This is a genomic window from Nocardia fusca NBRC 14340, assembly GCF_001618425.1.
GTDB lineage: Bacteria > Actinomycetota > Actinomycetes > Mycobacteriales > Mycobacteriaceae > Nocardia > Nocardia fusca.
In genome coordinates this window covers 21594-44291 of record NZ_BDCU01000041.1, presented here as the reverse complement: position 1 = coordinate 44291, position 22698 = coordinate 21594, and the positions used below count along the sequence as shown (strand labels likewise).

21 protein-coding genes are annotated in these 22698 nt (G+C 69.3%); 12 read left to right on the top strand and 9 right to left on the bottom strand.

Features of this window, described 5'->3' with window-relative positions; translation table 11 throughout:
• Nucleotides 1-64: 64 nt before the first annotated feature.
• Nucleotides 65-1657: a putative glycoside hydrolase gene (locus NF4_RS26185; RefSeq protein WP_084533470.1), complete on the bottom strand. Its 1593-nt coding sequence runs from the start codon at nt 1655-1657 to the stop codon at nt 65-67.
• A gap of 118 nt (nt 1658-1775) precedes the next feature.
• Between NF4_RS26185 and NF4_RS26180 the strand changes: the two genes are divergently transcribed.
• Nucleotides 1776-2795, top strand: coding sequence for a polysaccharide deacetylase family protein (locus tag NF4_RS26180; protein WP_063130046.1), 1020 nt, complete (start codon nt 1776-1778; stop codon nt 2793-2795).
• A gap of 192 nt (nt 2796-2987) precedes the next feature.
• Here NF4_RS26180 and NF4_RS26175 read toward each other — a convergent pair whose 3' ends face one another.
• From NF4_RS26175 to NF4_RS26165, 3 genes are all read right to left on the bottom strand, one after another.
• A complete protein-coding gene (locus NF4_RS26175) occupies nt 2988-3860 on the bottom strand; it encodes an aldo/keto reductase family oxidoreductase (RefSeq protein ID WP_063130045.1) in 873 nt (290 codons plus the stop codon).
• 173 nt (nt 3861-4033) lie between these two features.
• Entirely contained in the window at nt 4034-4231 is a 198-nt protein-coding gene (locus tag NF4_RS26170; protein WP_063130044.1) for a DUF8691 family protein, read from the bottom strand.
• Between the two features lie 113 nt (nt 4232-4344).
• Entirely contained in the window at nt 4345-6978 is a 2634-nt protein-coding gene (locus NF4_RS26165; RefSeq protein ID WP_157120604.1) for a winged helix-turn-helix domain-containing protein, read from the bottom strand.
• A gap of 225 nt (nt 6979-7203) precedes the next feature.
• Here NF4_RS26165 and NF4_RS26160 point away from each other — a divergent pair, with 225 nt between their 5' ends.
• The 3 genes from NF4_RS26160 (at nt 7204) to NF4_RS26150 (ending at nt 9321) form a co-directional block, all read left to right on the top strand.
• Nucleotides 7204-7578, top strand: coding sequence for an SHOCT domain-containing protein (locus NF4_RS26160; protein ID WP_063130042.1), 375 nt, complete (start codon nt 7204-7206; stop codon nt 7576-7578).
• Nucleotides 7575-8810 carry an AI-2E family transporter gene (locus NF4_RS26155; protein ID WP_084533469.1) on the top strand — a complete coding sequence of 412 codons (1236 nt, stop codon included), beginning with the start codon at nt 7575-7577 and terminating at the stop codon, nt 8808-8810. Before NF4_RS26160 ends, NF4_RS26155 begins: the two co-directional genes overlap by 4 nt.
• Nucleotides 8811-8895: 85 nt before the next feature.
• Entirely contained in the window at nt 8896-9321 is a 426-nt protein-coding gene (locus tag NF4_RS26150) for a DUF7144 family membrane protein (RefSeq protein ID WP_063130162.1), read from the top strand.
• A 409-nt stretch (nt 9322-9730) separates the two neighbouring features.
• On the opposite strand, the gene NF4_RS26145 is transcribed toward NF4_RS26150, so the two are convergent.
• A complete protein-coding gene (locus NF4_RS26145; RefSeq protein ID WP_063130041.1) occupies nt 9731-10633 on the bottom strand; it encodes a LysR family transcriptional regulator in 903 nt (300 codons plus the stop codon).
• A 188-nt stretch (nt 10634-10821) separates the two neighbouring features.
• On the opposite strand from NF4_RS26145, the gene NF4_RS26140 reads away from it, so the two are divergent.
• Both NF4_RS26140 and NF4_RS26135 read left to right on the top strand, forming a co-directional pair.
• Nucleotides 10822-11127, top strand: coding sequence for a DUF1330 domain-containing protein (locus tag NF4_RS26140; protein WP_063130040.1), 306 nt, complete (start codon nt 10822-10824; stop codon nt 11125-11127).
• A gap of 169 nt (nt 11128-11296) precedes the next feature.
• Nucleotides 11297-12181: a CPBP family intramembrane glutamic endopeptidase gene (locus tag NF4_RS26135; protein WP_157120603.1), complete on the top strand. Its 885-nt coding sequence runs from the start codon at nt 11297-11299 to the stop codon at nt 12179-12181.
• Nucleotides 12182-12307: 126 nt separating this feature from the next.
• On the opposite strand, the gene NF4_RS26130 is transcribed toward NF4_RS26135, so the two are convergent.
• Complete coding sequence (locus NF4_RS26130) at nt 12308-13321, bottom strand: sigma-70 family RNA polymerase sigma factor (RefSeq protein WP_063130039.1); 1014 nt, start codon at nt 13319-13321, stop codon at nt 12308-12310.
• A 159-nt stretch (nt 13322-13480) separates the two neighbouring features.
• Between NF4_RS26130 and NF4_RS26125 the strand changes: the two genes are divergently transcribed.
• The 6 genes from NF4_RS26125 (at nt 13481) to NF4_RS26100 (ending at nt 18454) form a co-directional block, all read left to right on the top strand.
• Nucleotides 13481-14203 (top strand): SDR family NAD(P)-dependent oxidoreductase, encoded by a 723-nt coding sequence (locus NF4_RS26125; RefSeq protein WP_063130038.1) that lies wholly within the window; start codon nt 13481-13483, stop codon nt 14201-14203.
• A 21-nt stretch (nt 14204-14224) separates the two neighbouring features.
• Complete coding sequence (locus NF4_RS26120) at nt 14225-15028, top strand: SDR family NAD(P)-dependent oxidoreductase (RefSeq protein WP_063130037.1); 804 nt, start codon at nt 14225-14227, stop codon at nt 15026-15028.
• 267 nt (nt 15029-15295) lie between these two features.
• Nucleotides 15296-15553, top strand: coding sequence for a hypothetical protein (locus NF4_RS26115; protein ID WP_157120602.1), 258 nt, complete (start codon nt 15296-15298; stop codon nt 15551-15553).
• Nucleotides 15550-15750 (top strand): DUF6186 family protein, encoded by a 201-nt coding sequence (locus NF4_RS26110; protein ID WP_063130035.1) that lies wholly within the window; start codon nt 15550-15552, stop codon nt 15748-15750. Before NF4_RS26115 ends, NF4_RS26110 begins: the two co-directional genes overlap by 4 nt.
• 398 nt (nt 15751-16148) lie before the next feature.
• Entirely contained in the window at nt 16149-17972 is a 1824-nt protein-coding gene (locus NF4_RS26105) for an alkyl/aryl-sulfatase (RefSeq protein WP_063130034.1), read from the top strand.
• A gap of 80 nt (nt 17973-18052) precedes the next feature.
• Complete coding sequence (locus NF4_RS26100) at nt 18053-18454, top strand: DUF7144 family membrane protein (RefSeq protein ID WP_063814719.1); 402 nt, start codon at nt 18053-18055, stop codon at nt 18452-18454.
• Nucleotides 18455-18461: 7 nt separating this feature from the next.
• Here the strand turns inward: NF4_RS26100 and NF4_RS26095 are convergent, their stop codons facing one another.
• Genes NF4_RS26095 through NF4_RS26085 form a run of 3 tightly spaced genes read right to left on the bottom strand, consistent with a single transcriptional unit; the run spans nt 18462 to nt 22697 of the window.
• Nucleotides 18462-19181: a response regulator gene (locus tag NF4_RS26095; RefSeq protein ID WP_063130032.1), complete on the bottom strand. Its 720-nt coding sequence runs from the start codon at nt 19179-19181 to the stop codon at nt 18462-18464.
• On the bottom strand, nt 19181-21724 hold the full coding sequence (locus NF4_RS26090; RefSeq protein WP_063130031.1) for a sensor histidine kinase: 2544 nt from the start codon (nt 21722-21724) through the stop codon (nt 19181-19183). The genes NF4_RS26095 and NF4_RS26090 overlap by 1 nt, the downstream gene beginning before the upstream one ends.
• A 28-nt stretch (nt 21725-21752) precedes the next feature.
• A complete protein-coding gene (locus tag NF4_RS26085; RefSeq protein ID WP_063130030.1) occupies nt 21753-22697 on the bottom strand; it encodes a potassium-transporting ATPase subunit C in 945 nt (314 codons plus the stop codon).
• Nucleotide 22698: the final 1 nt, after the last annotated feature.

The window sequence follows — 22698 nt, the reverse complement described above, 5'->3', positions numbered from 1 at the left end:
AGGCCCCCCGACGGGCCATTGCGTCACCGGAGAAGTCGCGGCCCGGGTGCGCGGCGTTACGGTCTCACTTCGGGTCCAGTGCCCCCTCGTGATAGGACACCGACGGACTCCACAGGAAGAAGCTGTCGATACCGGTCCGGTAGGTCGCATCGATCTGCGCTCTGACCTGGGCGTCTCCGTAGTCCGCCCCGAGGCTGAAGTCCTGTAGCCACGGGATAACCTTCGCGTTCGTGCCCTTGGTCACGGCTTGGAAGTCGCGGAGCGCGGCCGCCACTATGTCGTAGGGCTGGTTGTTCGGATCGGCGACTCCGTACTCCCCGGTGTTCCAGTGCGAGGGGTAGATCATCGGCGCCACGAAATCCACCTGTTCGGCGATGAGCGGAATGTCCTGGGCGATCTGGTCGGGCCGGGAGGCGGCGATACCGTAGACCGCCGCGCTGAGATGGGCACCGGCGATGTGCACCGGTTCCCGGGCCTGCCCCAGGAATCCGGCGACGGCGCGGGTCGCCGGTCCGGTGAGCCCGGGGAATCTCATACTCGAGAGGCTGCCGTCGGGCCGGCGGACGTAGTCGTACATGATTCCGTCGAAGCCCAGATCGGCGGCCTCGACGGCGAGCGCGATGTTGTAGGCGCGCACCTCGGGATGGGCGAAATTGGTGAACGCGATGGCGCCGTAGTGGCTGGAATAGGGTTGACCGGCCGGGTTCTGGACCACCCAGTCGGGCCGCTGGTTGCGCCAGGCCCAGCCGGCCAGGGTGGGGTCGCGGAAGGCCACGATCCGGCCGACCACCTGCACCCCCATATCGTGCAGCTCCCGCAGCGCGTCGCGGGCCCGGTAGATCGGGGTGGCGGCGCCGGTGGTGCGTGCCAGCGGGACCTGCGAGTCGTAGCCGACGACGCCGTCCTCGTCCTTGATATCGAGCTGGACGGTATCGATCCGGCCCTGCCGGGCCATGTCCAGCACCGCTTCGCGCATCCCGTCGTGTGACCAGGCATGGGCGGTGACGTGCACCGCGCGCATCCGTGGCAGATCGATCCCCGCGGCCAGCGGCCGGGTCGTCTCGTTACCCGCCGCGTCGACGGCGACCACCGCGGCACCGGAGGGATGATGCGGCAGCTCGGTCTCGAAGCTGCCGTCGGGTCCGGGGGTGACCTGCCGGGTGCCGATCGAGACGCGCACGGCGTCGGGCGCCCGCCCCCGCACCGTGACGGGGTCGCGGTAGGAGGCCACGGCCGGCGGTGGCGCCACCTCCAGTGCCGGGGCGGTGGTGTCGACGGTGAAGGTCGCCGACGCGGCGGGTTCGCGGCGCAACCACCCGAACGCCCCACCGGCCGGGATCCGCGCGGTGAAGGTGTGCTCGCCGTCGGTCGCTCCCTCCGGGCGGTAGAGCACCGTGTCGCCCTCCACCCGGCCGGTGACCGTCTCGCCGTCCATGGCGAGTTCCACCGCCTGCGGGTCGTACCCGGCAGCATCCACCCGCAGCACCAGATCCTTCAGGGTGGCGGCACCGACCGGACCCGGTGGTAGGCCGCTCAGCGGCAGGGCGGGTGCCGGCGAGCGACCGGCTCCGACGCCGACCGCGACCAGCAGGACTGCCAGGACAACACCGAAGGCCGAGACCACCAACCGTTTACGATCGGCGGCCCGGAACCGCATGAGCACAACGCATCAACTCCCACGAACACTGTCCCGTCAATATGGACAGATGGCGCCCCGCTCAATCGCTTTCCCGGAGACAGAACGTAAATCGTTGTCGGCACGTAACATTCGGGTGATGGTGCGGTTCCCCCGAGCAGTTGTACGGGCGGTCGTGGCGGCGGCGGTGTGCGCGGCGGCCACGGCCTGCGGGGGCTCACCCGGTGCGCAACCGCCGCAGACCACCCCGGCGGCCCCGCCGCCGCCGGCGGTGACCACCCCACCCGCGCCGGACCCGGCGGCCGTCGGCGCCGACGAACTCGGCATGGTCCCGATCCTGATGTATCACCAGCTCTCGCCACAGCCGGGCGGCGAATACGACCAGACGCCCGCCGAGTTCCGCGCCGAGCTCGACCGGCTCTACCGGGAGGGGTACCGGCCGATCACCGCCGCGCAGTACGCCGCGGGAACAGTGGACATCCCGGCGGGAACCCACCCCGTGGTGCTCACCTTCGACGACTCCACCACCAGCCAGCTGCGATTCACCCCCGACGGTGTACCCGCTCCGGACTGCGCGGTGGCCGTCCTGGAGGAATTCGCGGCCCGGCATCCGGATTTCCCCGCCCGCGCCACCTTCTACGTCACCGACGATCCCTTCGGCGGTGATCCGCGCGCCCTGCCGTGGCTGGCCCGCCACGGCTACGAGATCGGCGCGCACACCGCGACCCACCAGGACCTCGGCTCGCTGGACGCCGCGGGTGTGCAGCGGGAACTGGCGCAGAACGTGCGGACGATCGGCGCCGCCGCCCCGGGCACCGAGGTGCGCACCATGGCTTTGCCGCTGGGCTCGTCCCCGGCCGATCCCGCTCTCGCGCTGGCCGGGAGCTGGGGCGGTATCGGCTACCGGTTCGAGGCCGTGATGCTGGTCGGTGCGAATCCCGCGCCCTCACCGTTCGGCACGGTCGACCCCGCCGCGGTCCCGCGGATCCGGTCCGGTCTCGGGCGGGTACCGTTCGACTCCGCCTACTGGCTCGACGAACTCGCGGCGAACCCCGAGACACGTTTCACCTCCGACGGCGACCCGCAGCGGATCTCGTTCCCCCGCGGTTCGGCCGGTGACCTCGCCCCGCGCTGGGCCGAGCGGGCCGCCCCGTACTGACGTGCGGCGAGTGCACCCGCCCCGACCGGGCAACCCCGGGCGCAGTTTCCTGTTGCTGTGATCGGCGTCCGTGTTCGCCGTCGGTCGTCGCCGCCGCGTGATGCCGATTCGCCCCCACCGCGCCGGTATCGGTGGTTGCGACCAGTTGCGGTAATTCGGCGGGTCGGTGTTACCGGGGACCAGTCGCGTTGTTCAGCGGCCGATGGTGTCCAATTCGGCCACGTCTTCGTCGGAGAGCACGAGCCCCGCGCCGGTGACGTTCTCGCGCAGATGCGCTGTCGACGATGTGCCGGGAATGAGCAGGATGTTCGGTGAGCGCCGCAGCAACCAGGCCAGCGCGACCGACATCGGTGTGGCGCCCCGCCGGGTGGCGACCCTCGAGAGCGTTTCGGACTGTAGCGGTGTGAAGCCGCCGAGCGGGAAGAACGGCACGTAGGCGATATCGTCGGCGGCGAGGCGGTCGATCAGGTCGTCGTCGTGCCGGTGGGCGAGGTTGTACATGTTCTGCACGCAGACGATCGGAGCGACGGCCCGCGCCTCGGCGACCTGTTCCTCGGTGACGTTGCTGACCCCGAGGTGCCGGATCAGGCCCTGCTGCTGGAGATCGGCGAGTGTTCCGAATGCTTCGGCCAGCGACCCGGGCCGGGGACCTTCGGCGTCGCCCATGCGCATGTTGACCAGGTCGAGTACTTCGACACCGAGGCGCTGGAGGTTCTGGTGGACCTGCTTGCGTAGGTCTTCGGGTCGCCGGGCCGGGGGCCAGCCGCCCCGGGCGTCCCGGTTCGCGCCGACCTTGGTGGCGATGAACAGCGACTCCGGGTAGGGGTGCAGTGCTTCGCGGATCAGCTCGTTGGTGAGGTACGGCCCGTAGGCGTCGCTGGTGTCGATATGGGTGATGCGGAGGTCGACGGCCGCGCGCAGCACGGCCAGGGCTTCGTCGTGGTCGGCGGGCGGTCCCATCACCCCGGGCCCCGCGAGTTGCATCGCGCCGTAACCGAATCGGGTGACGGTGGAGTCGCCCAGAGCCCAGGTACCGCCGGGGAGGGAGGTGGTGGGTGTGTTCACGGTGGTGCCCTTTCATCGTGTAGCGGGGTGGCGCCGCCGGCCTCCCCGCACGATTATCGGAGGGCTACTTCCTTTCGGGGAGTAGGCACTTGAAAGTGCGTATGCCACCTACGGGTGCGATGGGAAATCACTGCCGACGACGAAGGGCGCCGAGAGGGCGGTCGGCCGGCCCCTCAGTCCGGAAGCCGGCGCATTTCGAGCACGGTGAGTCCGAGATTGTCGATCCGGGCCAGGATGGCGCGGACCCCGGTCGGATCGGTGACCGCGCCCGACAGCACCGTGGTGCCGTGGTCCCGGTCGCCGTCGAGTTCCGGGAAGGCGGCCAGCGCGCGTTCGGAGAGTTCGCCGTCGATGGTGAACTGATATCGCATCGCCGTCTCCTGACTTCCGGACCGGTCCGACGGCGGTGCCGTCGTCGCGGATTCGAGTGTGCGCCGGTCGCGCGGTGTGGCGCATCGTCCGCACCGGGTGAACCCGGCCCGCGTCAGAGCAGACCGGTGCGGCGCGCCTCCTGCAGGGTTTCCATCCGGGAACTGGTGCCGAGTTTCGCGTAGATGCCGCGCATATGGGTTTTCACGGTGTTGATGGAAACGCCGAGGTCGTCGGCGATGTGCTGAGTGGTCCGGCCGGAGGGCAGCTGGCGCAGGACCGTCAGCTCCGTCGCGGTGAGCGCGGGATGGTCGGCCCGCCGGCGGACCTGATGTCCGGCGCGCACCGAATCGGCGAACGCGCTGCGATGCCCGAAGCAGCCCGCGTAGTAGTCGAGCAGTTCGATGGTGCCCGGAACGTCGAAGAACGGACGGGTGATCCGGTGGGTGGCGGCGATGCACAGGCCGTTGTCCACGGCTTCGCGGGTCTTGGAATCATTGCCCAGCTGGTGGTGGGCGCGGGCGTAGAGCAGCCAGCCGGTCAGCTGGGTGACCGGGTGCAGGTTCGGGGTGGCCGTCAGCAGCGGTTCGACCTGAAGCACGACACCGTGATGGTTACCGGAGGCGGCGGTGAGGGCGGCGCCGGACAGGACGGTATCGGGGGTGCGGCCCAGCACGGTGCGGGCGCGTTCGGTGAGATGCTGCGCGGTGGCGGTTTCACCCGCCTCCAGCAGTGCCCATACCGCGGCGCCGACCAGGCCCCCGCTGAGCGCGGGCGGCGGGTCGGCGTCGAGCAGCCGGCCGATACTGCGGCGCAGCCGTTCCGCGGCGGCGCCCCGGTCTGCCGAACGCCGGCAGTCCAGCAGACTGCCCACCACATGCGGGAGCCAGCCGGCCACCGGCCCCGGCGTACCGTCGCGCCGGATGTGCTCTGCGCACAGAATCCGGATGTGCCCGGGCTGCGGTTCGGTGCCCTGCAGATAGGCGCCGTAGGCCTCCAGAGCGGTGGCGTGCACGGTTTCCGGCAGGTCCAGCAGATCGTGGTCGCGGGCGATGGCGCAGGCCCGTTCGGCGCGCTGGCGCATGGTCGTGATCGATCCGGCCAGGCCCGCGGTGACCGCGAGCCTGGTCACCGCGATGAGCCGGAGCCGGGGATGGCAGCGGGACCTGGTGCGGCTCAGCGCGATCCGTAATCGTTCCTCGCCGCGGGCCAGCTCGCCGCGCAACGCCAGCGCCGTGCCGGTGGTCACCGCGAGGTAGCCGTCGAGATCGGGCCGGTCGGCGGGCGGCATCCGGTCGGGGAACACACCGGTTTCGGTGGAGCTCCCCGTCGCCACCGCAAGTTCGGCGTCCACCGCGGTGGTCAGCGCCTCGAGCCGGTGCGGTCCGGCCAGCGAGAGCGGGTCGTCGTCGGCGAGCCGCCGGGCACTGTCGCGGTAGGCCTGTGCCGAACCGCTGTCCCCGTGCAGCAGCGCATCGGTGACCTGCAGCAACCGCAGATACGGGTCGGCCAGGACATCGGGGGCGGTATCGGCCAGCGAATCGAACAGTGCCGCACCGTCGCCCGCGAACACCAGGGCCAGCGCGTGCTCGGCGAGGAAACCGGCCAGCGGCCGGTGATCGGCCACCGTGAGCAGATGGGGCAGCGCGGCGCGCAGTTCCCCGGCCGACATCAGCTGACGCGCGGCGCGCAGCCGCAGATCCGAGCACAGGTCGGTGCCGAGCCGGTTCGCTTCGGCGAGGAAGTACGCGCGCAACATCGGATGGTAGGTGTGCCAGACCTTGCCGCCCCGCGTCAGCGAGGTCATCGGGAAGTTGATCCGGTCCAGTTCGTAGAGGCAGTGCGCGGAACCGCCGCCCACCATGGCGTCGGCGAGTTCCTCGGTGAACTCCTCCACGATGCTGGTGCAGGTCAGGAACTGGCGCAGCGCCGGGGAGAGGGTGTCGATGAGTTCGCCCACCAGCAGGTCGGTGAACGCGTGCGGCGGCCGGGCGAGCGCGGTCAGGGCGTCGCGGTGCGCGCCGTCGTGGGCGGCGAGATAGATCGCCGCGATCCGGACCAGCGCGGCCCAGCCCCGCGTGAGCGACATCAGCGCGTCCAGCGACTCCGGGTCCAGCGCGCAACCGTGCTCGGCGCACAGGCCGGCGGCCTCCTCCGGCGACAACGCCAGGTCCGGGCCGCTCCACCGGGTCAGCCGGGAGTGCAGTTCCAGCAGATGCCACCGGATCGGGGGCTCGAACCGGGCGCACACCACGGTCGTCACTGTCGGCGGCGCGTACTGCAGGAAGTATTCGAGCCCGGCCAGCGCGAGCGGGTCGGTGATCAGGTGGGCGTCGTCGATCACCAGGACGGTGGGCGCGTCCTCGTCGGCGAGTGCGGCGATCACCGCCTCGGCCTCACCGACTCCCGCCGCGGGATGTCCGGCGCCCGGCCCGGAACTGCCCAGCCGGGCGCGCAGCTCGGCCCACAGCCCGGTCTGCTCGCGGATCGTGACCCACGCGATCCGCGTGTCGTGATGGGAGCGGGGCAGCCGGCGTGCGGCCCAGTCCGCGACGGCCACGGTTTTGCCTATCCCCACCGCGCCGCAGATCAGCAGGACCCCGCCGTTGCCGCCGTCGGCCACCGCGTCCAGCGCCGAGTGCAATCGTGGCCGGGACACCGGGGTGAAGGGCAGCACCGGGATGGGCGAGTGGGCCCGGGCCCGCGATACCGGGCGACCCGTCAGATCCAGTGTTGGCGAAGTGGTCACGGTGCCTCCCGAAGACGTCGTCCGAAACAGCACTAGCACGCACTCGGCCAAAGGCTACCGGAGCCGCGAGGGCTTCCAGCCGGTCGTGAACCAACCTGTTACCAGGGCGTATCCGGGTGAAATCATCCGCATCGGGTGAGCCGGGCGGCTCGGCGGCAGCCATAGCGTGGACAGGTCCCCGGTGCTTGGCGGGGACTCTGTCTCCGACAGCGAACGAGGTGCACGATGTCCTTCTGGGAAGTGCTCTGGCTGATCGTGGTGAGTTTCGCGTTCGTCGCCTATCTGCTGCTGCTTTTCTACATCATCGGCGATCTGTTCCGGGACAAGCACACCTCGGGCTGGGTCAAGGCGATCTGGGTGGTGCTGCTGATCGTGCTGCCGCTGCTGACCTCCCTGGTGTACCTGATCGTGCGCGGCCGGGGCATGACGGAGCGCTCGGCCGCGGAAGCCGAGCAGATCGAGGCGGCGCAGAAGAAGTACATCCAGCAGACCGCCGGTACCAGTCCGGCCGCCCAGATCGCCGAGGCGAAGCGGCTGCTGGCCGAGGGCACGATCACCGAGAGCGAATTCGAACGGCTCAAGGCCAAGGCCATGTCGTGACCGGACCCGCTCCGGGCTCCGGCGATCCTGTATCGAAGGGCGCCGGGCCGGGGCCGGAGGATGCAGGCTCGGGACCCGAGGGGCCGGGGCCGGCACCGGAGGCCGCGGGGCCCGGACCGGAAGGCGCCGGGCACGGACCGGAGAGTGCCCGCCCGGCGCAGTGGGCGATCCCCCGCGGCCTGATCGTGCTGCTCGTCGCGGCGGCCACGGTGGTGGCCGTCACCGGAGCGAAGGCGTTCTCCGGTGTGCTCGGCCCGGTGTTCCTGGCATTGATGTTCGCGATCGCGGCGCAGCCCATCCAGACCCGGCTGCAGCGCCGCGGCAAACCGGCCTGGATGGGGATGATCGCGGCCCTGGCGGTGGTGTATTCGGTGCTCCTGGGGCTGGTCGCGGCGCTGGCGTTGTCGGCCGCCCAGCTGGCGACCGCGCTCCCGGACTATTCCGACCAGTTCTCCGCACTGTTCGATCAGTTCCGCTCGCTGCTGGAACGGTTCGATGTGGACCAGGACCGGATCCAGCAGGCATTGAGCGGTTTCGACTTCGGCAAACTGGTCGAGGTGCTCGAGGGCGCGCTGCGCGAACTCGCCGGGGTTTTCTCCAACCTGCTGTTCGTGCTGGCCCTGCTGCTGTTCATGGCATTCGACGGAACGACCATCGGACGCCGGATGGCCGTGGTGGCCGGAATGCGGCCCGATATCTCGCACGCGCTGGGCACCTTCGCCGCCGGTACCCGCAAATACCTGATCGTCTCGACGGTGTTCGGGCTCATCGTGGCGGTACTCGACGGTGTGGCGCTGTGGTTGCTCGCGGTCCCGTTCCCGGTGCTGTGGGGACTGCTGTCGTTCATCACCAACTACATCCCGAACATCGGATTCGTGATCGGGCTGATCCCGCCCGCGCTGCTGGCCCTGCTCGACGGCGGTTTCTCGCGGATGGTGTGGGTGATCGTGCTCTACTGCGTGTTCAACGTGGTGGTGCAGTCGGTGATCCAGCCGAAGTTCGTGGGCGACGCGGTCGGTCTGAGTGTCACGGTCACCTTCCTCTCCCTGGTGTTCTGGTCCTGGGTGCTGGGCGCGCTCGGGGCGCTGCTGGCCATTCCGCTCACGCTGCTGGCGAAGGCGCTGCTGTTCGATATCGATCCGTCGACCCGTTGGATGGACGTTCTCATCAGTGACCGGGCACCCGACACCGAACCGGACGATGAGGCGCCGGCCGCCGGACCGGCGTCCTGAACCCGGTTTTCACCCGCGACGGGTGAGGTGAACCCCGCGCGCCCACGCGAGAGTCGACGCACACCTGCGCTCGGAAGGAGTGGAGATGACAACTGCACGGGAGCCGATGACCAGCACCTCCGGCCCGTCCCCGGTCCGGCAGGGCGTCGCGGCCGGTACCTCGATCGCCGCGGCGATTCTGCTGCTGACCGTCGGCGCGCTGTCGGTACTGGAAGGAATCGCCGCCGTCGCCGAGGACGAATTGTTCGTCGTCGGCGTGAACTACGCCTACGAATTCGATATCACGACCTGGGGTTGGATCCATCTCGTCCTCGGGATCGTGCTGATCATCAGCGCGCTCGGGCTCCTCACGGGAACGACCTGGGGTCGCGGCCTGGCGATCGGTATCGCCGCGCTCTCGATCCTGGCGAATTTCCTGTGGCTGCCCTACTACCCGTGGTGGTCGGTTCTGATCATCGCCCTGAACATCGTCGTGATCTGGGCGATCGCGACCTGGCAGCCGCAGACCTGAGACCGGTGCGTGGTGGTCCTGGGTGATCTGCTTCCGTTGGCGGTGGGAGTGGCGATCTCACCGATCCCGATCGTGGTGGCCATATAGGTATCCCCCCGGGATGAAGCCGCCGCAGAAGGCGCTGATCTCGCAGCCGGCGACGAATACCACCTCGGCGCCCGCTTGCCGCAGTTCCTCGGCGCGCCGGGCGCAGTCGGCGAAGAACGGGAGCATCTGGTCGGCGGGGAAGTCGGCCGCGGTGTACGACTCGGACCGGACCCGGGGCCATCATCGGATGCTGATCCGCCGGTGTAGCGAGGTCGTGTCGGATATTCAGCAAGACCGCCGTCGTCATCACCGCGAAGTCCGCCGGGTGCAAGGTCTTCGGCCTCGCCACCGCAGACGTCCGTCTCGCTTGACCTCTCGCGCGTCAGTCCGGCAGCCAGTGCAGCTCGTGCGCCAGGGTTTTGGCGACGGCACGGATGCGGCGGTGTAGTGGCGACTGCTCGCGTGGGAGGACCAGGTGGAACGTCAGGCTGGGCGCGCCCCGCAGCGGTCGCCAGGTGAGACCGGCCGGTTGTGCCGTGGCCGCGGTTTCTCCGGCCGGGGCGAGGGTGACCCCGTCGCGCAGGTCGCGCTGAGACATGTCGAAAGATACTGCGGGCGTGTGGAATCGGGGGTGTGGTCGAGTGTCGCGGAACAGTGCGGATAGCTGATCGTGGATCACGGGGTTTGCCGCACGGCCCGGGAGTCGCAGCGGATACGCGGCCGCGTCGGCGATCTCGATCTCCGGGTGTTCGGCCAGCGGATGGTGCTGCGCCAGCTGGACCCCGACGCGCTCACTCCGCAGCAGGAACCGGCGCACGCCACGGCCCGGCTGTTCACCGCGGGTGATCCCGGCATCGATGCGGCCGTCGGCGACCGCGGGAGAGATCTCCGGTGTCGCCATCGGGACCGCGCCGAGCTCGAGTCCGCTGTTGCCGCGAATCAGCCTGTTCACCAGGGCCGGTGCCGTCTCGGCCCCCGCGCTGAGGCTGTATCCGATGCGCAGCGTGCCCAGTTCACCGGCCCCCGCGCTCCGGGCGGTGTCCCATGCCCGGTCCAGCGCCGCCAGCGCGGACGGCGCGGACTCCGCCAAAGCCGCACCGGCCGTGGTCAGTACAACGCTACGTGTGTTTCGGACCAGCAGGGCCGTACCGAGTTCCGCCTCCAATCGGCGCATCCGGGCACTGAGTGCGGGCTGTGCGATACCGATCCGTGCGGCCGCGCGGGTGAAGTTCAACTCCTGCGCCAGCACCAGAAAGTACCGCAGGCTCACCGTATCCGGCGCCATGTGCTCTCCCTGCCGATTGATAACGATCCGTTCTGAGCCTATCCCGTACCGGTCTTTCCCTCGACCGCACATCAAGCCCTAACCTGCGCATATGACGATTCAACTGACCGCAGTACCGGTCGCCGGGATCGATCGGTCCGAGTGTCGATTCGAAGTCGGACGTGTCCGGCCGAACACAGGAGATTTCCATGGCCAAGGGCTACTGGGTCAGTGTCTACCCCGCCATTTCCGCCCCTGAGAGGCTGACTGCCTACGACAAGCTGGCCGGTCCGGCTGTCCAGGCTGGGGGCGGGCGCACCCTGTCCCTCCTCCCGTCCCGTGGCGGTCGGGTCGTCGCCCACGAGGCCGGAATCACGCAGCGCGTCGTTCTGATCGAGTTCGACAGCTTTGAACAGGCCGTCGCGGCATACGAGAGCGAGGCATACCAGAAGGCGCTGGTGGCCCTCCCCGACGGCGTCGAGCGCGACTTCCGCATCATCGAAGGCATCGACTGACCGGCGGGCTCAGCCATTGGTCTCGAACGGTGCCGGACGTTTCCCGGTCACCGGCTCGATACCTGGCACCGACGGCGCCGGCGGCAAAACTATTTGCGGTAGCGGGGGTGGCGCGGAGTCCTCCCATCGGAGGACGCGCACTGGCGGACGCCGACTATACGGTCGGCATATGGAGACGCCGACCGCCGACCGTCCGACCCGCGCCGCCGTATCCGCTGGAATTCTCCTGGTATTCGCGGCTGTCACCGGTTGGTGGATGCTGCTCATCGACGGGGTGGGCGCAGTCACCGGTACCGAGTACACCCGTGGCGCGCATATCGTGCGGGCCGTGGGGGCGACGCTGTTCGTGATCCCCCTGATCGCGCTGATGCTGCGGTTCCCCGTTCGGCTCCGCTGGTCCGACCTGGGGCTCACCGGGTGGCGGCTCGGGGGGAAACAGTTCGTATCCGGTGCCGCCTGCTGGGCGGTCCCGGCGTTGCTCACGCTCGCTGTGCTGGTAGGGGCAGGATGGGCCGAGTTGACCGCACGGGCGCCGGTGGCCGAGATCGCTGTCACGCTGCTCGGACTCACCACGCTCGTACTGCTCTACGAGGCGATACCCGAGGAACTGGTGTTCCGCGGATACTTCTTCGCCGTCCTGGCGGGCCGTTTCGCGCCCGTCTGGGCGGCCGTGGGACAGGCGGCGTTGTTCACCGCCTGGGGCGCGCTGAACGGCGGCCAGGTCTCGGTCGATCGCACGGTGCTGTTCGCGCTGTTCGCCACTGTGCTGGGTGCGCTTCGCGTGGTGTCCGGCAGCCTCTGGTCCTGTATGGGCTTCCACACGGCATTCCAGGTGACGGCCCAGTTCTTCAGCGGAGCCTGGACCCAGATGGAGTTGCACGATCCAGACCTGACCGTCACCGCGGTGGCTTTCGTCGCCGTGCCGTTCGCCTCGACCGCAGTGCTGCTGTGGTGGCAGCGCCGTTCTCGGAGAGTATCTGCCGTCGTCGCCGAAGCCACCAGCACCGCCTCCGCGGCCGTCGCTGCGGAGGCGGAGCTACCGAGCAAGCGATGAGATAGCTTCCCGGCTCCGCGTTTCAGGATTCCACCGTCCTACGGTTTTCGGTTTCCGAGGCGTGTCTGATCGTGCGTGGCCATCATTATTGATCCGGCTTTCGTGGGAGGCGGCTGATGGCAGAAATCAGCGGTGGGGAAGGGATCGGGGGAGCCCGAACCACGGGAATACGCTGTTGTCGAAACGGGTCACGGCACTGATCCGGTCGCCGGCAAGCGTGAGGACGAGAAGTCCGGTCCCGCGTCGGATGCCGTCGGTTGCCGAGCGCAAATAGGCCCCGAATGCCGGTTGGCTGTTGGCCCGCGTAGGCACCATGTGGTACGTCCGGTCGGCGCTCATGAGCGCGGCGTAGAAGCCGGCGACGGCGTCGCGGCCGACATATTCGAGGGGCATGGGCGGCATGGAGATGCGAACGTCGTCGGTGAGTAGAGCGACCAAGGCATCTACATCACCGGATTCGTAGGCGCGGGCGAACCTCGCTACGAGTGCCTGTTCGGCGGGTGAGGCGGGCGAGGGAAGCGAATCGGCGTCCGTACTCGACGGGAGTCGCCGTTGCAGCGTGGCGCGTGCTCGTTTGAGGGCGCTGTTGACCGATTCGACCGTCGAGTCGAGCATGTCCGCGACCTCGGCTGCCGGGTATCCGAGCACCTCGCGCAGGATCAGAACGGCGCGCTGGCGCGCGGGGAGGATCTGCAGCGCGGTGATGAAAGCCAACGAGATGGACTCGGCCTGCTCATAGCGGGCTTCCGGGCCGAGCGGCATAGCGATCGCAGGGGCGAGGAGCGCGTCGGGATACGGCTCCAGCCACACCACCTCGCCACGCCGGGTCGGCTCCGGGGGTTCGATCTCGGGCACATCCCACTCCTTTGCCGGGCGCCGGGCGGCCGAGCGAAGCGCGTTGAGACATTGATTGGTGGCGATCCGATACAGCCAGGTACGGATCGAGGAACGCCCTTGGAACCGGTCGAGACCGCGCCACGCCGCGAGCAGCGTGTCCTGGAGCACGTCCTCGGCGTCCTGGAACGAGCCGAGCATCCGATAGCAGTGTCGGTGCAGCTCCCGGCGGTGCGGCTCGGTCAGCTGTCGGAACGCCTCGTCGTCCCCGGCCCGCGCCCTCGCGATCAGGTCGCTCGCGGTCACGTGTCATCACCCCTACCTGGTGTCAGGCTCGCCGCTGTCGGTCTTCTCTGTGTGGTGACACTGCCCGGGCCGCAAACTGGGCGCTCCATGCCCGCCCATTTTCTCGAGGTCGGGGTGTCTGCACCATCGACGGTTCACATTCGCCTGATAGGAGAAGACATGACTCTCGCGGACAAAACGGTTCTGGTGACCGGAGCCAACCGAGGCCTCGGACGGGCTTTGGTCGACGAAGCCTTGAGCAGGGGCGCCACACGGGTCTACGCAGGCACACGGCAGCCCCTGACCCACCCCGACGAGCGCGTCACGCCCCTGGCCCTGGACGTGACCGACGCCGAACAGATCGCCGCCGCCGGCGAGGCCGTTGCTTCGCTCGATGTCCTTGTCAACAATGCGGGCCTGGGAGGCTACGAAGACTTCGCTGATCGCGCCGCCCTGGAGCAGTATCTCGCAGTCAACCTCTTCGGCCCGTACGGCGTTACACAGGCCCTCCTGCCCCGGCTCATCGAGTCGCGGGGCGCGATCGTCAACGTGGTGTCGATGGCGGCGTTGGCGGCGTTGCCAGTCAGTCCTGGTTACTCGATCTCCAAGGCCGCCGCGTTCTCCATGACACAGTCCCTGCGTGCCACCCTCGCCGGTCAGGGCGTACACGTCCATGCCGTGCTGGCCGGTCCCGTGGACACCGATATGGTGCGCGATCTCCCGATCCCGAAGGCGTCACCATCGTCAGTTGCCCAAGCCATATTCGACGGAGTGGACAAGGGCCACGACGAAATCTTCCCCGACCCCTTCTCGCAGGCGTTCGCCGACAGCTGGAACGGCGGCACGGTCAAGGCGCTCGAACGCGAGAACGCGGCGCTGATTCCCGCGGCACAGAACCTGTAACGGAAAGGGCGGACCACATCAATGAGCACGAATTTGCTGCTCGAGGACAAGAACGCCGTCATCTACGGAGCCGGCGGCGCCATCGGCCACGCCGTCGCCCGTACGTTCGCGCGCGAGGGGGCCCGGGTCTTTCTCGCCGGACGTACCGCCTCGAAGGTGGAGACAGTGGCCAAGGAGATCGCCGCCGGAGGCGGCGCGGCCGAGGCGACGCAGGTCGACGCTCTCGACGAGACGGCTGTGGCAGAACACCTCGACGCGGTGATCGAGAAGGCGGGCGGCGTGGACATCTCGTTCAACGCCGTCGGGCTGCGCAACACCACGCTGCAGGGCGTTCCGCTCGTCGATCTCGCGGTCGAGGACTTCATGCGGCCAATCACCGAGCACGTGCGCGCCAACTTCCTGACCGCGCGCCTTGCCGGCCGGCACATGACGGCCAAAGGCTCGGGCGTGATCATGACGGTGACCTCGATTCCCTCGCGCATCGCCAATCCCCTTATGGGCGGCGTGGCGGTGGCCATGGCGGCCGAGGAGGCACTGATCAGGGACCTCTCGGTCGAGTTTGCGCCGCACGGCGTCCGCGTGGCGGGCGTCCGGACGCAGGGCATGCCCGACAGCGGCACGATCGAAGAGGTCTTCGGCATCCATGCCAAGGCGCATGGCGTCACCCGCGAGCAGTTCCAGCACATGGTCGCGGAGCGAACTCACCGCAAGCGCCTGCCAACCCTTCAGGAAATGGCCGAGGTCGTGGCGTTCATCGCCTCGGATCGGGCAAGCGGCATCGCCGGGACCATAGCCAACATGAGTCTCGGAGCCATTCCTGACTGAGCCCGACCTCACCAAGGAAGATGAAGAACCAACGATGATCCCCCGTCATGGGGTCGCGGTAGTAACCGCCGAACCATTACTACGGCGACCCCGGGTCGTAGACTGCGAAAAGTGACGGCTGAGCCGACCCCTGCGCCCCGCGGGCAGTTCGTTCGGTGGGCCGTGCCCGTTGTCAGCTGTCTTGCCCTCGCCACACTCGCTGCCCAAACCCGCCCGTTCGGCTGGGCAGCGACAGCACTGGTTGCGGCACCGTCGATTCTCCTGCTTGTGCATGCCCTCCGACGCCCCGACGAGCCGTTACCCGCGGATCCGCGGCTACGCAACGGCTTACTACTGTGGTCCCCATTGGCCCTCGCGATATCGGTCTGGGAGCTGTTCGCACTGTCCCGGCAGTCGTCGTGGCGCGTGCCGGACCCTTCCCATCCCACCTTGTCCACACTGCTCGACACCACGCTGGAACAAGGCCCGGGGCGCTGGGCCGGCTGGCTGCTGTGGCTGGCCATCGGGTGGTGGCTGCTGCGATGACCGACCGGTTGGTGATCATTATCGGATTCGCCGCCCTCGCTGCCGTCGGGCTGGCGGCGGAGCTCATTGCGCGCTGCCTACCCACCCGCCTCACCCCGCTCGGGCAGACGCTCCGTCTGCTGCTGCGATCGCGGGCGCTGCGAGTTCTGGCGGTTCTTGTATGGGCATGGCTGGGCTGGCATTTTCTGGCCCGTTAGGGCCGGGCCGCGCAGTTCGGGTGTCTGCCCGGTTGTCAACCGGGCGCGAGGGCTTGGGTTCGCGGTCGGTCATCACATCCTCCGGTGGACAGTCGGTCGCGACACTGCGCAGTCTCCGCCGCGGCCGGGCCGCGGGCATCACCCGCCGGGGATGACCCCGGACCGGCGACGAGCACCGGGCCTCCTCGCCCACTCCCGCCTCCGCCGCGCGGGTCGTGCGGCCCGGCATATGAGCCGAGCGGGCAGTTCACCCGTCGTAGGTGATACAGCGGGTGGCCGCGGGTGCCTAGCGTGGGTATTCCGGTGCGCCGACACCGCCGTTGGAGCCCGGACCTCCGCGGCGGCGGAACTCTGCCGCGCCGGAAACCGAGAGCCGGCCGACAGATCGCGAGGTAACGATGACCACGGAACTGGACTTCGACGACACCGCCGACTTCGGCAACGCGACGCGCGGGTTCATGGCCGAACTCGATCCGCCGGTGGTGACGGCCGCGGACGGCTCGGTGGTCTACGACATCGGCGCCTACGAATTCTTCGACGGCGACTGCCCGGACACCGCGCACCCGAGCCTGTGGCGGCAGGGGCAGCTGTGCAGCAAACAGGGGCTGTACGAGGTGACCGAGGGCATCTACCAGGTCCGTAATCTGGACCTGTCGAATATGACGCTGGTCGAAGGGCGCGACGGTGTCATCGTGATCGATCCCTTGCTGTCGGAGGAGACCGCGGCCGCGGGCCTGGCCCTGTACCGCGCGCAACGCGGTGACCGGCCGGTCACCGGCATGATCTACACCCATTCGCACGCGGACCATTTCGCCGGCGCGCGGGCGGCGGTGCCGGCCGGTCATCCGCCGGTGCCCATCCTGGCGCCTGCCGGATTCCTGGAACACGCGGTGAGCGAGAACGTGTACGCCGGCAATGCCATGAACCGCCGGGCCGTCTTCATGTATGGCGCGGTGCTCCCGAAGGCGCCCGACGGTCAGATCGGGGCCGGACTGGGGATGACGACCTCCACCGGGACCGTCACCCTGATCCCGCCCACCGTCGATATCACGCACACCGGCCAGGAAGAGGAGATCGACGGGGTCCGGATGGTGTTCCAGCTGACCCCGGGCACCGAGGCCCCGGCCGAGATGAATTTCCTGTTCCCCGATCGGCGCGCACTCTGTATGGCCGAGAACGCGACCCACAATATGCACAATGTGCTGACCCTGCGCGGCGCGGTGGTCCGCGATTCCCGGGTCTGGGCACAATATCTCGACGAGGCCATTGCCCGGTTCGGCGACAAGGCCGATGTGGCGTTCGCCTCGCACCACTGGCCGACCTGGGGCCGGGAGCACTGGACCACCTGGCTGGCGAACCAGCGCGATATGTACGCCTACCTCCACGATCAGACACTGCGCCTGACCAACGCGGGCTACACCGGGCCGGAGATCGCCGAACGGTTCGAATTCCCGCCCGCGCTCGACAAGGTCTGGGCGAACCGCGGGTACTACGGCTCCACCAGCCACAACGTCAAAGCGATCTACCAGCGGTACATGGGCTGGTACGACGGTAATCCGGCGCATCTGTGGGAGCATCCGCCGGTCGCGCTGGCGCAGCGGTATGTCGCCGACTACGGCGGGATCGAGGCGCTCGTCGCCAAGGGGCGGGAATACGCCGACGCCGGTGACCTGCGGTTCGCGGCCACCCTGCTCAACCACGCCGTGTTCGCCGAGCCCGGCCACGAGGATGCCAAGGAGACACTGGCCCAGGTGTACGACCGGCTCGGCCACGGCGCCGAGAACGGCACCTGGCGCAACTTCTATCTGACGGGCGCCCAGGAACTGCGGAAGGGCCCGACCCCGACCCCGATCCAATCGGCGAGCCCCGAGATGATGACCGCGCTGACACCGGAGATGATCATCGACTCCCTCGCGGTCCGGATCGACGGCCCGCGCGCCGCCGCGGCCGGATTCACCATGGACTGGGAACTGACCGACGAGGACGCCGTCCACCGCATCACCCTGTCCCACGGCGCGCTCACCCATCGCGCCCCGACACCCGACGCGCCCGCCGTCGGACCCGCGGACCTCACGCTGACGCTCACCAAGGAACAGCTGCTGAACGCGGTGAGCGGAAGAGGATTCGACGGTGTGACGATCACCGGTGACCGGAGCCTGCTCGACACGTTCATCGAGTTGCTGGAGGCTCCGGATCCGCAGTTCCCGATCGTCACACCGTGAGCGCGGCGTGGCGGGGGAACCAGATCGTGCCGGACCGGGCGGTCCCCACCCGGTACAGCGGCGAAGACAGGAGTCGCGCGATGGCGCATACCGCAGTTCCCAGTCGGCGATCGGTGGCCGCGGCCGGCATGGTATCGCTCGCGGTGCTGTTTGTCGTCATTTCTGTGCTGTGCGCGGCCGAAGGCGTTGCGGCCCTGAGCAGCGACCCGTATCCGGCGTCTCCGCCGTACTACTCCTATCGGATGACCCCGGCGATCTGGGGATGGGTGCACCTCAGCTACTGCATCGTGCTGGCGACGGTCGGTATCTCGCTCATCGTCGGCGCCGCGTGGGCCCGGACGGCGGCGGTCGTCATCGCGGCGGCGACCATCGTGGCCAATTTCCTGTGGCTACCGCATTCGCCCGCCTGGGCCGGTGTGATCATTCTGGTGTGCGCGGTAGCGATCTGGGCCGTGGCGACGTGGCGACCCGCCGAGCGGTAGGCCGGCGCTACTGGCGGAAGCGGTGCCCCATCCCCGGTTCGGTGAGCAGATGCCGTGGACGGGACGGGTCGTCCTCGAGTTTGCGCCGCAACTGGGCCATATAGACGCGGAGATAGTGGGTTTCGGTCTGATACGCCGGCCCCCACACCTCGCGCAACAGCTCGGTGCGGCCGACCAATTTGCCGCGGTTGCGCACCAGCATCTCCAGCACCCCCCACTCGGTGGGCGTCAGATGCACCTCGGCGCCGCCTTTCACGACCTTCTTCGCCGACAGGTCGACGGTGAACGAATCGGTCACCACCACCGGTTCGTCGGTTTCCGCCGAGGCCGCCGCCCGCCGCAGGGCGGCGCGCAACCGGGCCAGGAACTCGTCCATGCCGAACGGTTTGGTGATGTAGTCGTCGGCGCCGGCGTCGAGCGCGTCCACCTTGTCGGCCGAATCGGTGCGGGCGGAGAGCACGATCACCGGCACCCGGGACCAGCCACGCAATCCGGCCAGCACCTCGATACCGTCGATATCGGGCAGCCCCAGATCCAGGACCACCGCGTCGGGCCGGCGTTCGGTGGCCGCGCGCAGCGCGCCCGCGCCGGTGGACGCGGTGACCACCTCGTATCCGCGCACCGACAGGTTGATCCGCATGGCGCGCAGGATCTGCGGTTCGTCGTCCACCACGAGAACGGTCGCGTCCGCTTCCGGTCCGGCATCCTGCTCCGGGGGAGTCTTCATCACCGCACCTCCGTCGCCGGTATGGTCTCGTCGACGGTACCGGGCGCGGCCGCCAGGTCGACGGTGACGGTCAGTCCACCACCGGGGGTATCGGTGGCGGTGACGACGCCGCCCATGGCGAGCGCGAAACCCCGCACCACGGAGAGCCCGAGCCCCAGACCGCTGGTGTTGTCCCGGTCGCCCAGCTGCTGGAACCGATCGAACACCCGCTCGGTATCGATGCCCGGCAGACCGGGTCCGTGGTCGACCACCCGGACGATCACCCGCCCGTCGGCCGTGGTGGCGTCCACTTTCACCGCGGACTCCGCGCCGTAGCGGAGGGCGTTGTCGACCAGATTGGCCAGGATGCGCTCCAGCAGGTCGGCGTCGGCCCGGACCGCCATCGAGCCCACCTGGACCGTCACCCGGTCCAGGGAACTGCGCCGGGCCCCGCGCGGGCTGACACCCACGCTGACCAGCGCCCGGTGCACGACCTCGTCCAGGTAGACCGGCCGAATCCGCGGCCGCACCACCCCGGCGGCCAGCCGCGACGAATCGAGGAGATTGCCGACCAGCGAGGTGAGTTGATCCGCCGATTCCTCCACCGTGGCCAGGAGTTCGGCACGGTCCTCGGGAGAGAACTCGACATCGTCGGAGCGCAGGCTCGACACGGCGGCCTTGACCGCGGCCAGCGGCGTGCGCAGGTCGTGGCTCACCGCGGAGAGCAGGTCGCGCCGTAGCCTATCCGCCTCCGCGAGCGCGGCCGCCTGATTGGCCTCCTCGGCGAGCTGCTGCCGCTGCACCAGCCCTACGGCCTGGTTGGCGACCGCCTCCAGAACGCGCCGGTCCCGGGCGCGCAGGGTCGGTCCGCCCAGGAGCAGCCAGTAGTCGCCGTCGCTCACCTCCACCGCGGTATCGGCGGTATCGGCGCGTTCGGGTGGATCGGTGCCGACCGTGGCGATCACCCCGTCGGTGCGGTGCCGCAGGCTCACCGCCCGCTGGGCATAGGTCCGGCGCAGGCGGTCCAGCAGCGCGGTCAGATCGGCGCCGCGTAGCACCGAACCCGCGAACAGGGTCAGCAGTTCGGCCTCCCGGGACGCCTGACCGGCCTGTTCGGCCCGCCGGGCGGCGGTATCGACGAGCACCGCCACCGCGACCGCGACGACCAGCAGCAGCACCGCGGGCAGGAAACTGTTCGGTTCCTGAATGGTGACGCTGTACCGGGGATCGGTGAACAGGACATTGAGCAGCAGCCCGGCGAGCAGCGCGGCGGCGATCGCCGGCAGGACGCCCCCGAACAGGGCGACCGCCAGCACCGCGACGAAGTACAGCGCGCTCTCGCTCACCAGATCGAGGTAGCGGTCGAGCCAGGCCGCGAGCAGCACCGAGATCGCCGAGGGCACCACGAACGCGGCGATCCAGGCCGTCGTGCGCCGCGACCGGGGCCGCGGCCGCCGCCGGCGCCGCCGTCCCGCCGCCTCATGGGTCACCATGTGCACGTCGATCTTGCCGGAGCGCTGCACCACCTCCGCGCCGATGCCCTCGTCCACCATCCGCGCCCAGCGGGAGCGCCGGGAGGTGCCCAGTACCAGCTGGGTCGCGTTGACCGTGCGCGCGAAATCGAGCAGGGCGGCGGGGACCTCGTCACCGACCACCGTGTGCAGTTCGGCTCCCAGATGAGCGGCGAGTTCCCGGACCGCCGCCATCTGCGGCGCCGCCACACCGGTCAACCCGTCGCCGCGGACCACATGGAGCACGAGGAGTTCGGCACTGGACTTGGCCGCGATCCGTGCGGCCCGCCGGACCAGCGTCTCCGATTCCCGGCCACCGGTGACCGCCACGACCACCCGCTCCCGGGTCTCCCAGGTGTCGGTGATCCGGTGGTCGGCACGGTACTTCGCGAGGGCCGCGTCCACCTGGTCGGCCAGCCAGAGCAGCGCCAGCTCGCGCAGCGCGGTGAGATTGCCGCGCCGGAAGTAGTGGGCGAGTGCGGCATCGGCCTTATCGGGTGCGTAGACATTGCCGAGGCCGATCCGCCGCTGCAGTGCCTCCGGGGCGATATCGACCAGTTCGATCTGGTCGGCGGCCCGGACCACCGAGTCCGGTACGGTCTCGCGCTGGACGACGCCGGTGATCTGCTCGACCACATCGTTGAGACCCTCCAGGTGCTGGATGTTCACCGTTGAGACGACATCGATCCCGGCGGCCAGCAACTCCTGCACATCCTCGTAGCGCTTACGGTTCCGGCTGCCCGGGGTGTTGGTGTGGGCCAGTTCGTCCACCAGCACCAGTTCCGGTTGCCGCCGCAGCACCGCGTCCACATCCAGCTCGTACTGCACCGTCCCGCGATAGGGGATCGCGATGCGGGGCAGTTGCTCGAGGCCCTCGAGCAGTTCGGCGGTCTGCGCGCGCCCGTGTGTCTCGACGATCGCGGCCACCACGTCCTGGCCGCGGCCGAGCCGGCGATGCGCCTCGCCGAGCATCGCATACGTTTTCCCGACCCCGGGGGCGGCGCCGAGATAGATGCGCAGCTCACCCGGGGTGCGGTCGTGTGTCGTGCTCACGACGGCATCATGTCATCCCGTACCCGCATCATGCGCCGCCCGCGGCGGGAGCGGGATAGCGGCGGTCCAGGTCGAGGTTGAGTTCGAGCACGTTCACCCGGGGTTCGCCGAGGAATCCCAGTGTGCGGCCCGCGGTGTGCGCCGCCACGACCTCGCGCACCGCCGCCGGATCGACGCCTCGGGCCGCGGCGACCCGGCGCACCTGGATATCGGCGTAGGCGGGGGAGATGTGCGGGTCCAGGCCACTACCGCTGCCGGTCACCGCGTCGGCGGGGACGGCCGGATCCGCGGGGGCGTTCCCGGCGATCGGCACGATGCGCCCGGCCGAGTAGTCCTCGCCGTAGCGGGCGCATTCGACCCGGACGCCCTGGTACTCGGTCACGAACACCACGGTCGCCGCGCCCCGGCGCGTGGGGCAGGGCTCGTTCACGCTGACCACTCGTTCGGGTGTCACCGTGCCGTCGTGGTGGAAGGTTCCCAGCACGGCCAGTACCGCCCCGACACCTTCCGGCGTACAGAACGGCCGTGCCCCGTTCACGTCCTCCCGCGCGCCGACCTCCCGGCTGCGGGTACACACCTGCGTCAGCAGGCTCGGCGCGAAACCGGCTGTTTCCGGATCGTCGCCGGCGGCGAGCAACGCCGGGTCGGCGGGGGTGTCGACGACGTCCTCCGGGCCGAGGTTGCCCGGGCTGGAGGCCAGCCCGTCGTAGCCGTCGCCGGCGGCGGAGGGCCGACTCTGGAAATACCAGGCGATCGGCTTTCCGTCGGCATCGGTGAACGACTGGCCGATCAGCGAACTGCCGGCGATCCGGCCCTCGGTTTCGATGACCGAACCGTCGGCCTTGTCGTTCAGCCCGGGAAGCCGGCCCACCGCCCAGACGACGGCCGGATAGAGCAGACCGGTCACCAGGGTCAGCACCAGCAGTGCGCGCAGTGCCGCCAGATGCTGCCGGATCAGATCGGAAAGAGACATA

Coding starts and splice junctions, on each gene's coding strand:
- NF4_RS26150 (WP_063130162.1), top strand. CDS start 8,896: ATGACAACTGCACGGGAGCCGATGACCAGCACCTCCGGCCCGTCCCCG.
- NF4_RS26160 (WP_063130042.1), top strand. CDS start 7,204: ATGTCCTTCTGGGAAGTGCTCTGGCTGATCGTGGTGAGTTTCGCGTTC.
- NF4_RS26180 (WP_063130046.1), top strand. CDS start 1,776: ATGGTGCGGTTCCCCCGAGCAGTTGTACGGGCGGTCGTGGCGGCGGCG.
- NF4_RS26125 (WP_063130038.1), top strand. CDS start 13,481: ATGACTCTCGCGGACAAAACGGTTCTGGTGACCGGAGCCAACCGAGGC.
- NF4_RS26170 (WP_063130044.1), bottom strand. CDS start 4,231: ATGCGATATCAGTTCACCATCGACGGCGAACTCTCCGAACGCGCGCTG.
- NF4_RS26105 (WP_063130034.1), top strand. CDS start 16,149: ATGACCACGGAACTGGACTTCGACGACACCGCCGACTTCGGCAACGCG.
- NF4_RS26095 (WP_063130032.1), bottom strand. CDS start 19,181: ATGAAGACTCCCCCGGAGCAGGATGCCGGACCGGAAGCGGACGCGACC.
- NF4_RS26120 (WP_063130037.1), top strand. CDS start 14,225: ATGAGCACGAATTTGCTGCTCGAGGACAAGAACGCCGTCATCTACGGA.
- NF4_RS26110 (WP_063130035.1), top strand. CDS start 15,550: ATGACCGACCGGTTGGTGATCATTATCGGATTCGCCGCCCTCGCTGCC.
- NF4_RS26135 (WP_157120603.1), top strand. CDS start 11,297: ATGGAGACGCCGACCGCCGACCGTCCGACCCGCGCCGCCGTATCCGCT.
- NF4_RS26145 (WP_063130041.1), bottom strand. CDS start 10,633: ATGGCGCCGGATACGGTGAGCCTGCGGTACTTTCTGGTGCTGGCGCAG.
- NF4_RS26085 (WP_063130030.1), bottom strand. CDS start 22,697: ATGTCTCTTTCCGATCTGATCCGGCAGCATCTGGCGGCACTGCGCGCA.
- NF4_RS26185 (WP_084533470.1), bottom strand. CDS start 1,657: ATGCGGTTCCGGGCCGCCGATCGTAAACGGTTGGTGGTCTCGGCCTTC.
- NF4_RS26100 (WP_063814719.1), top strand. CDS start 18,053: ATGGCGCATACCGCAGTTCCCAGTCGGCGATCGGTGGCCGCGGCCGGC.
- NF4_RS26140 (WP_063130040.1), top strand. CDS start 10,822: ATGGCCAAGGGCTACTGGGTCAGTGTCTACCCCGCCATTTCCGCCCCT.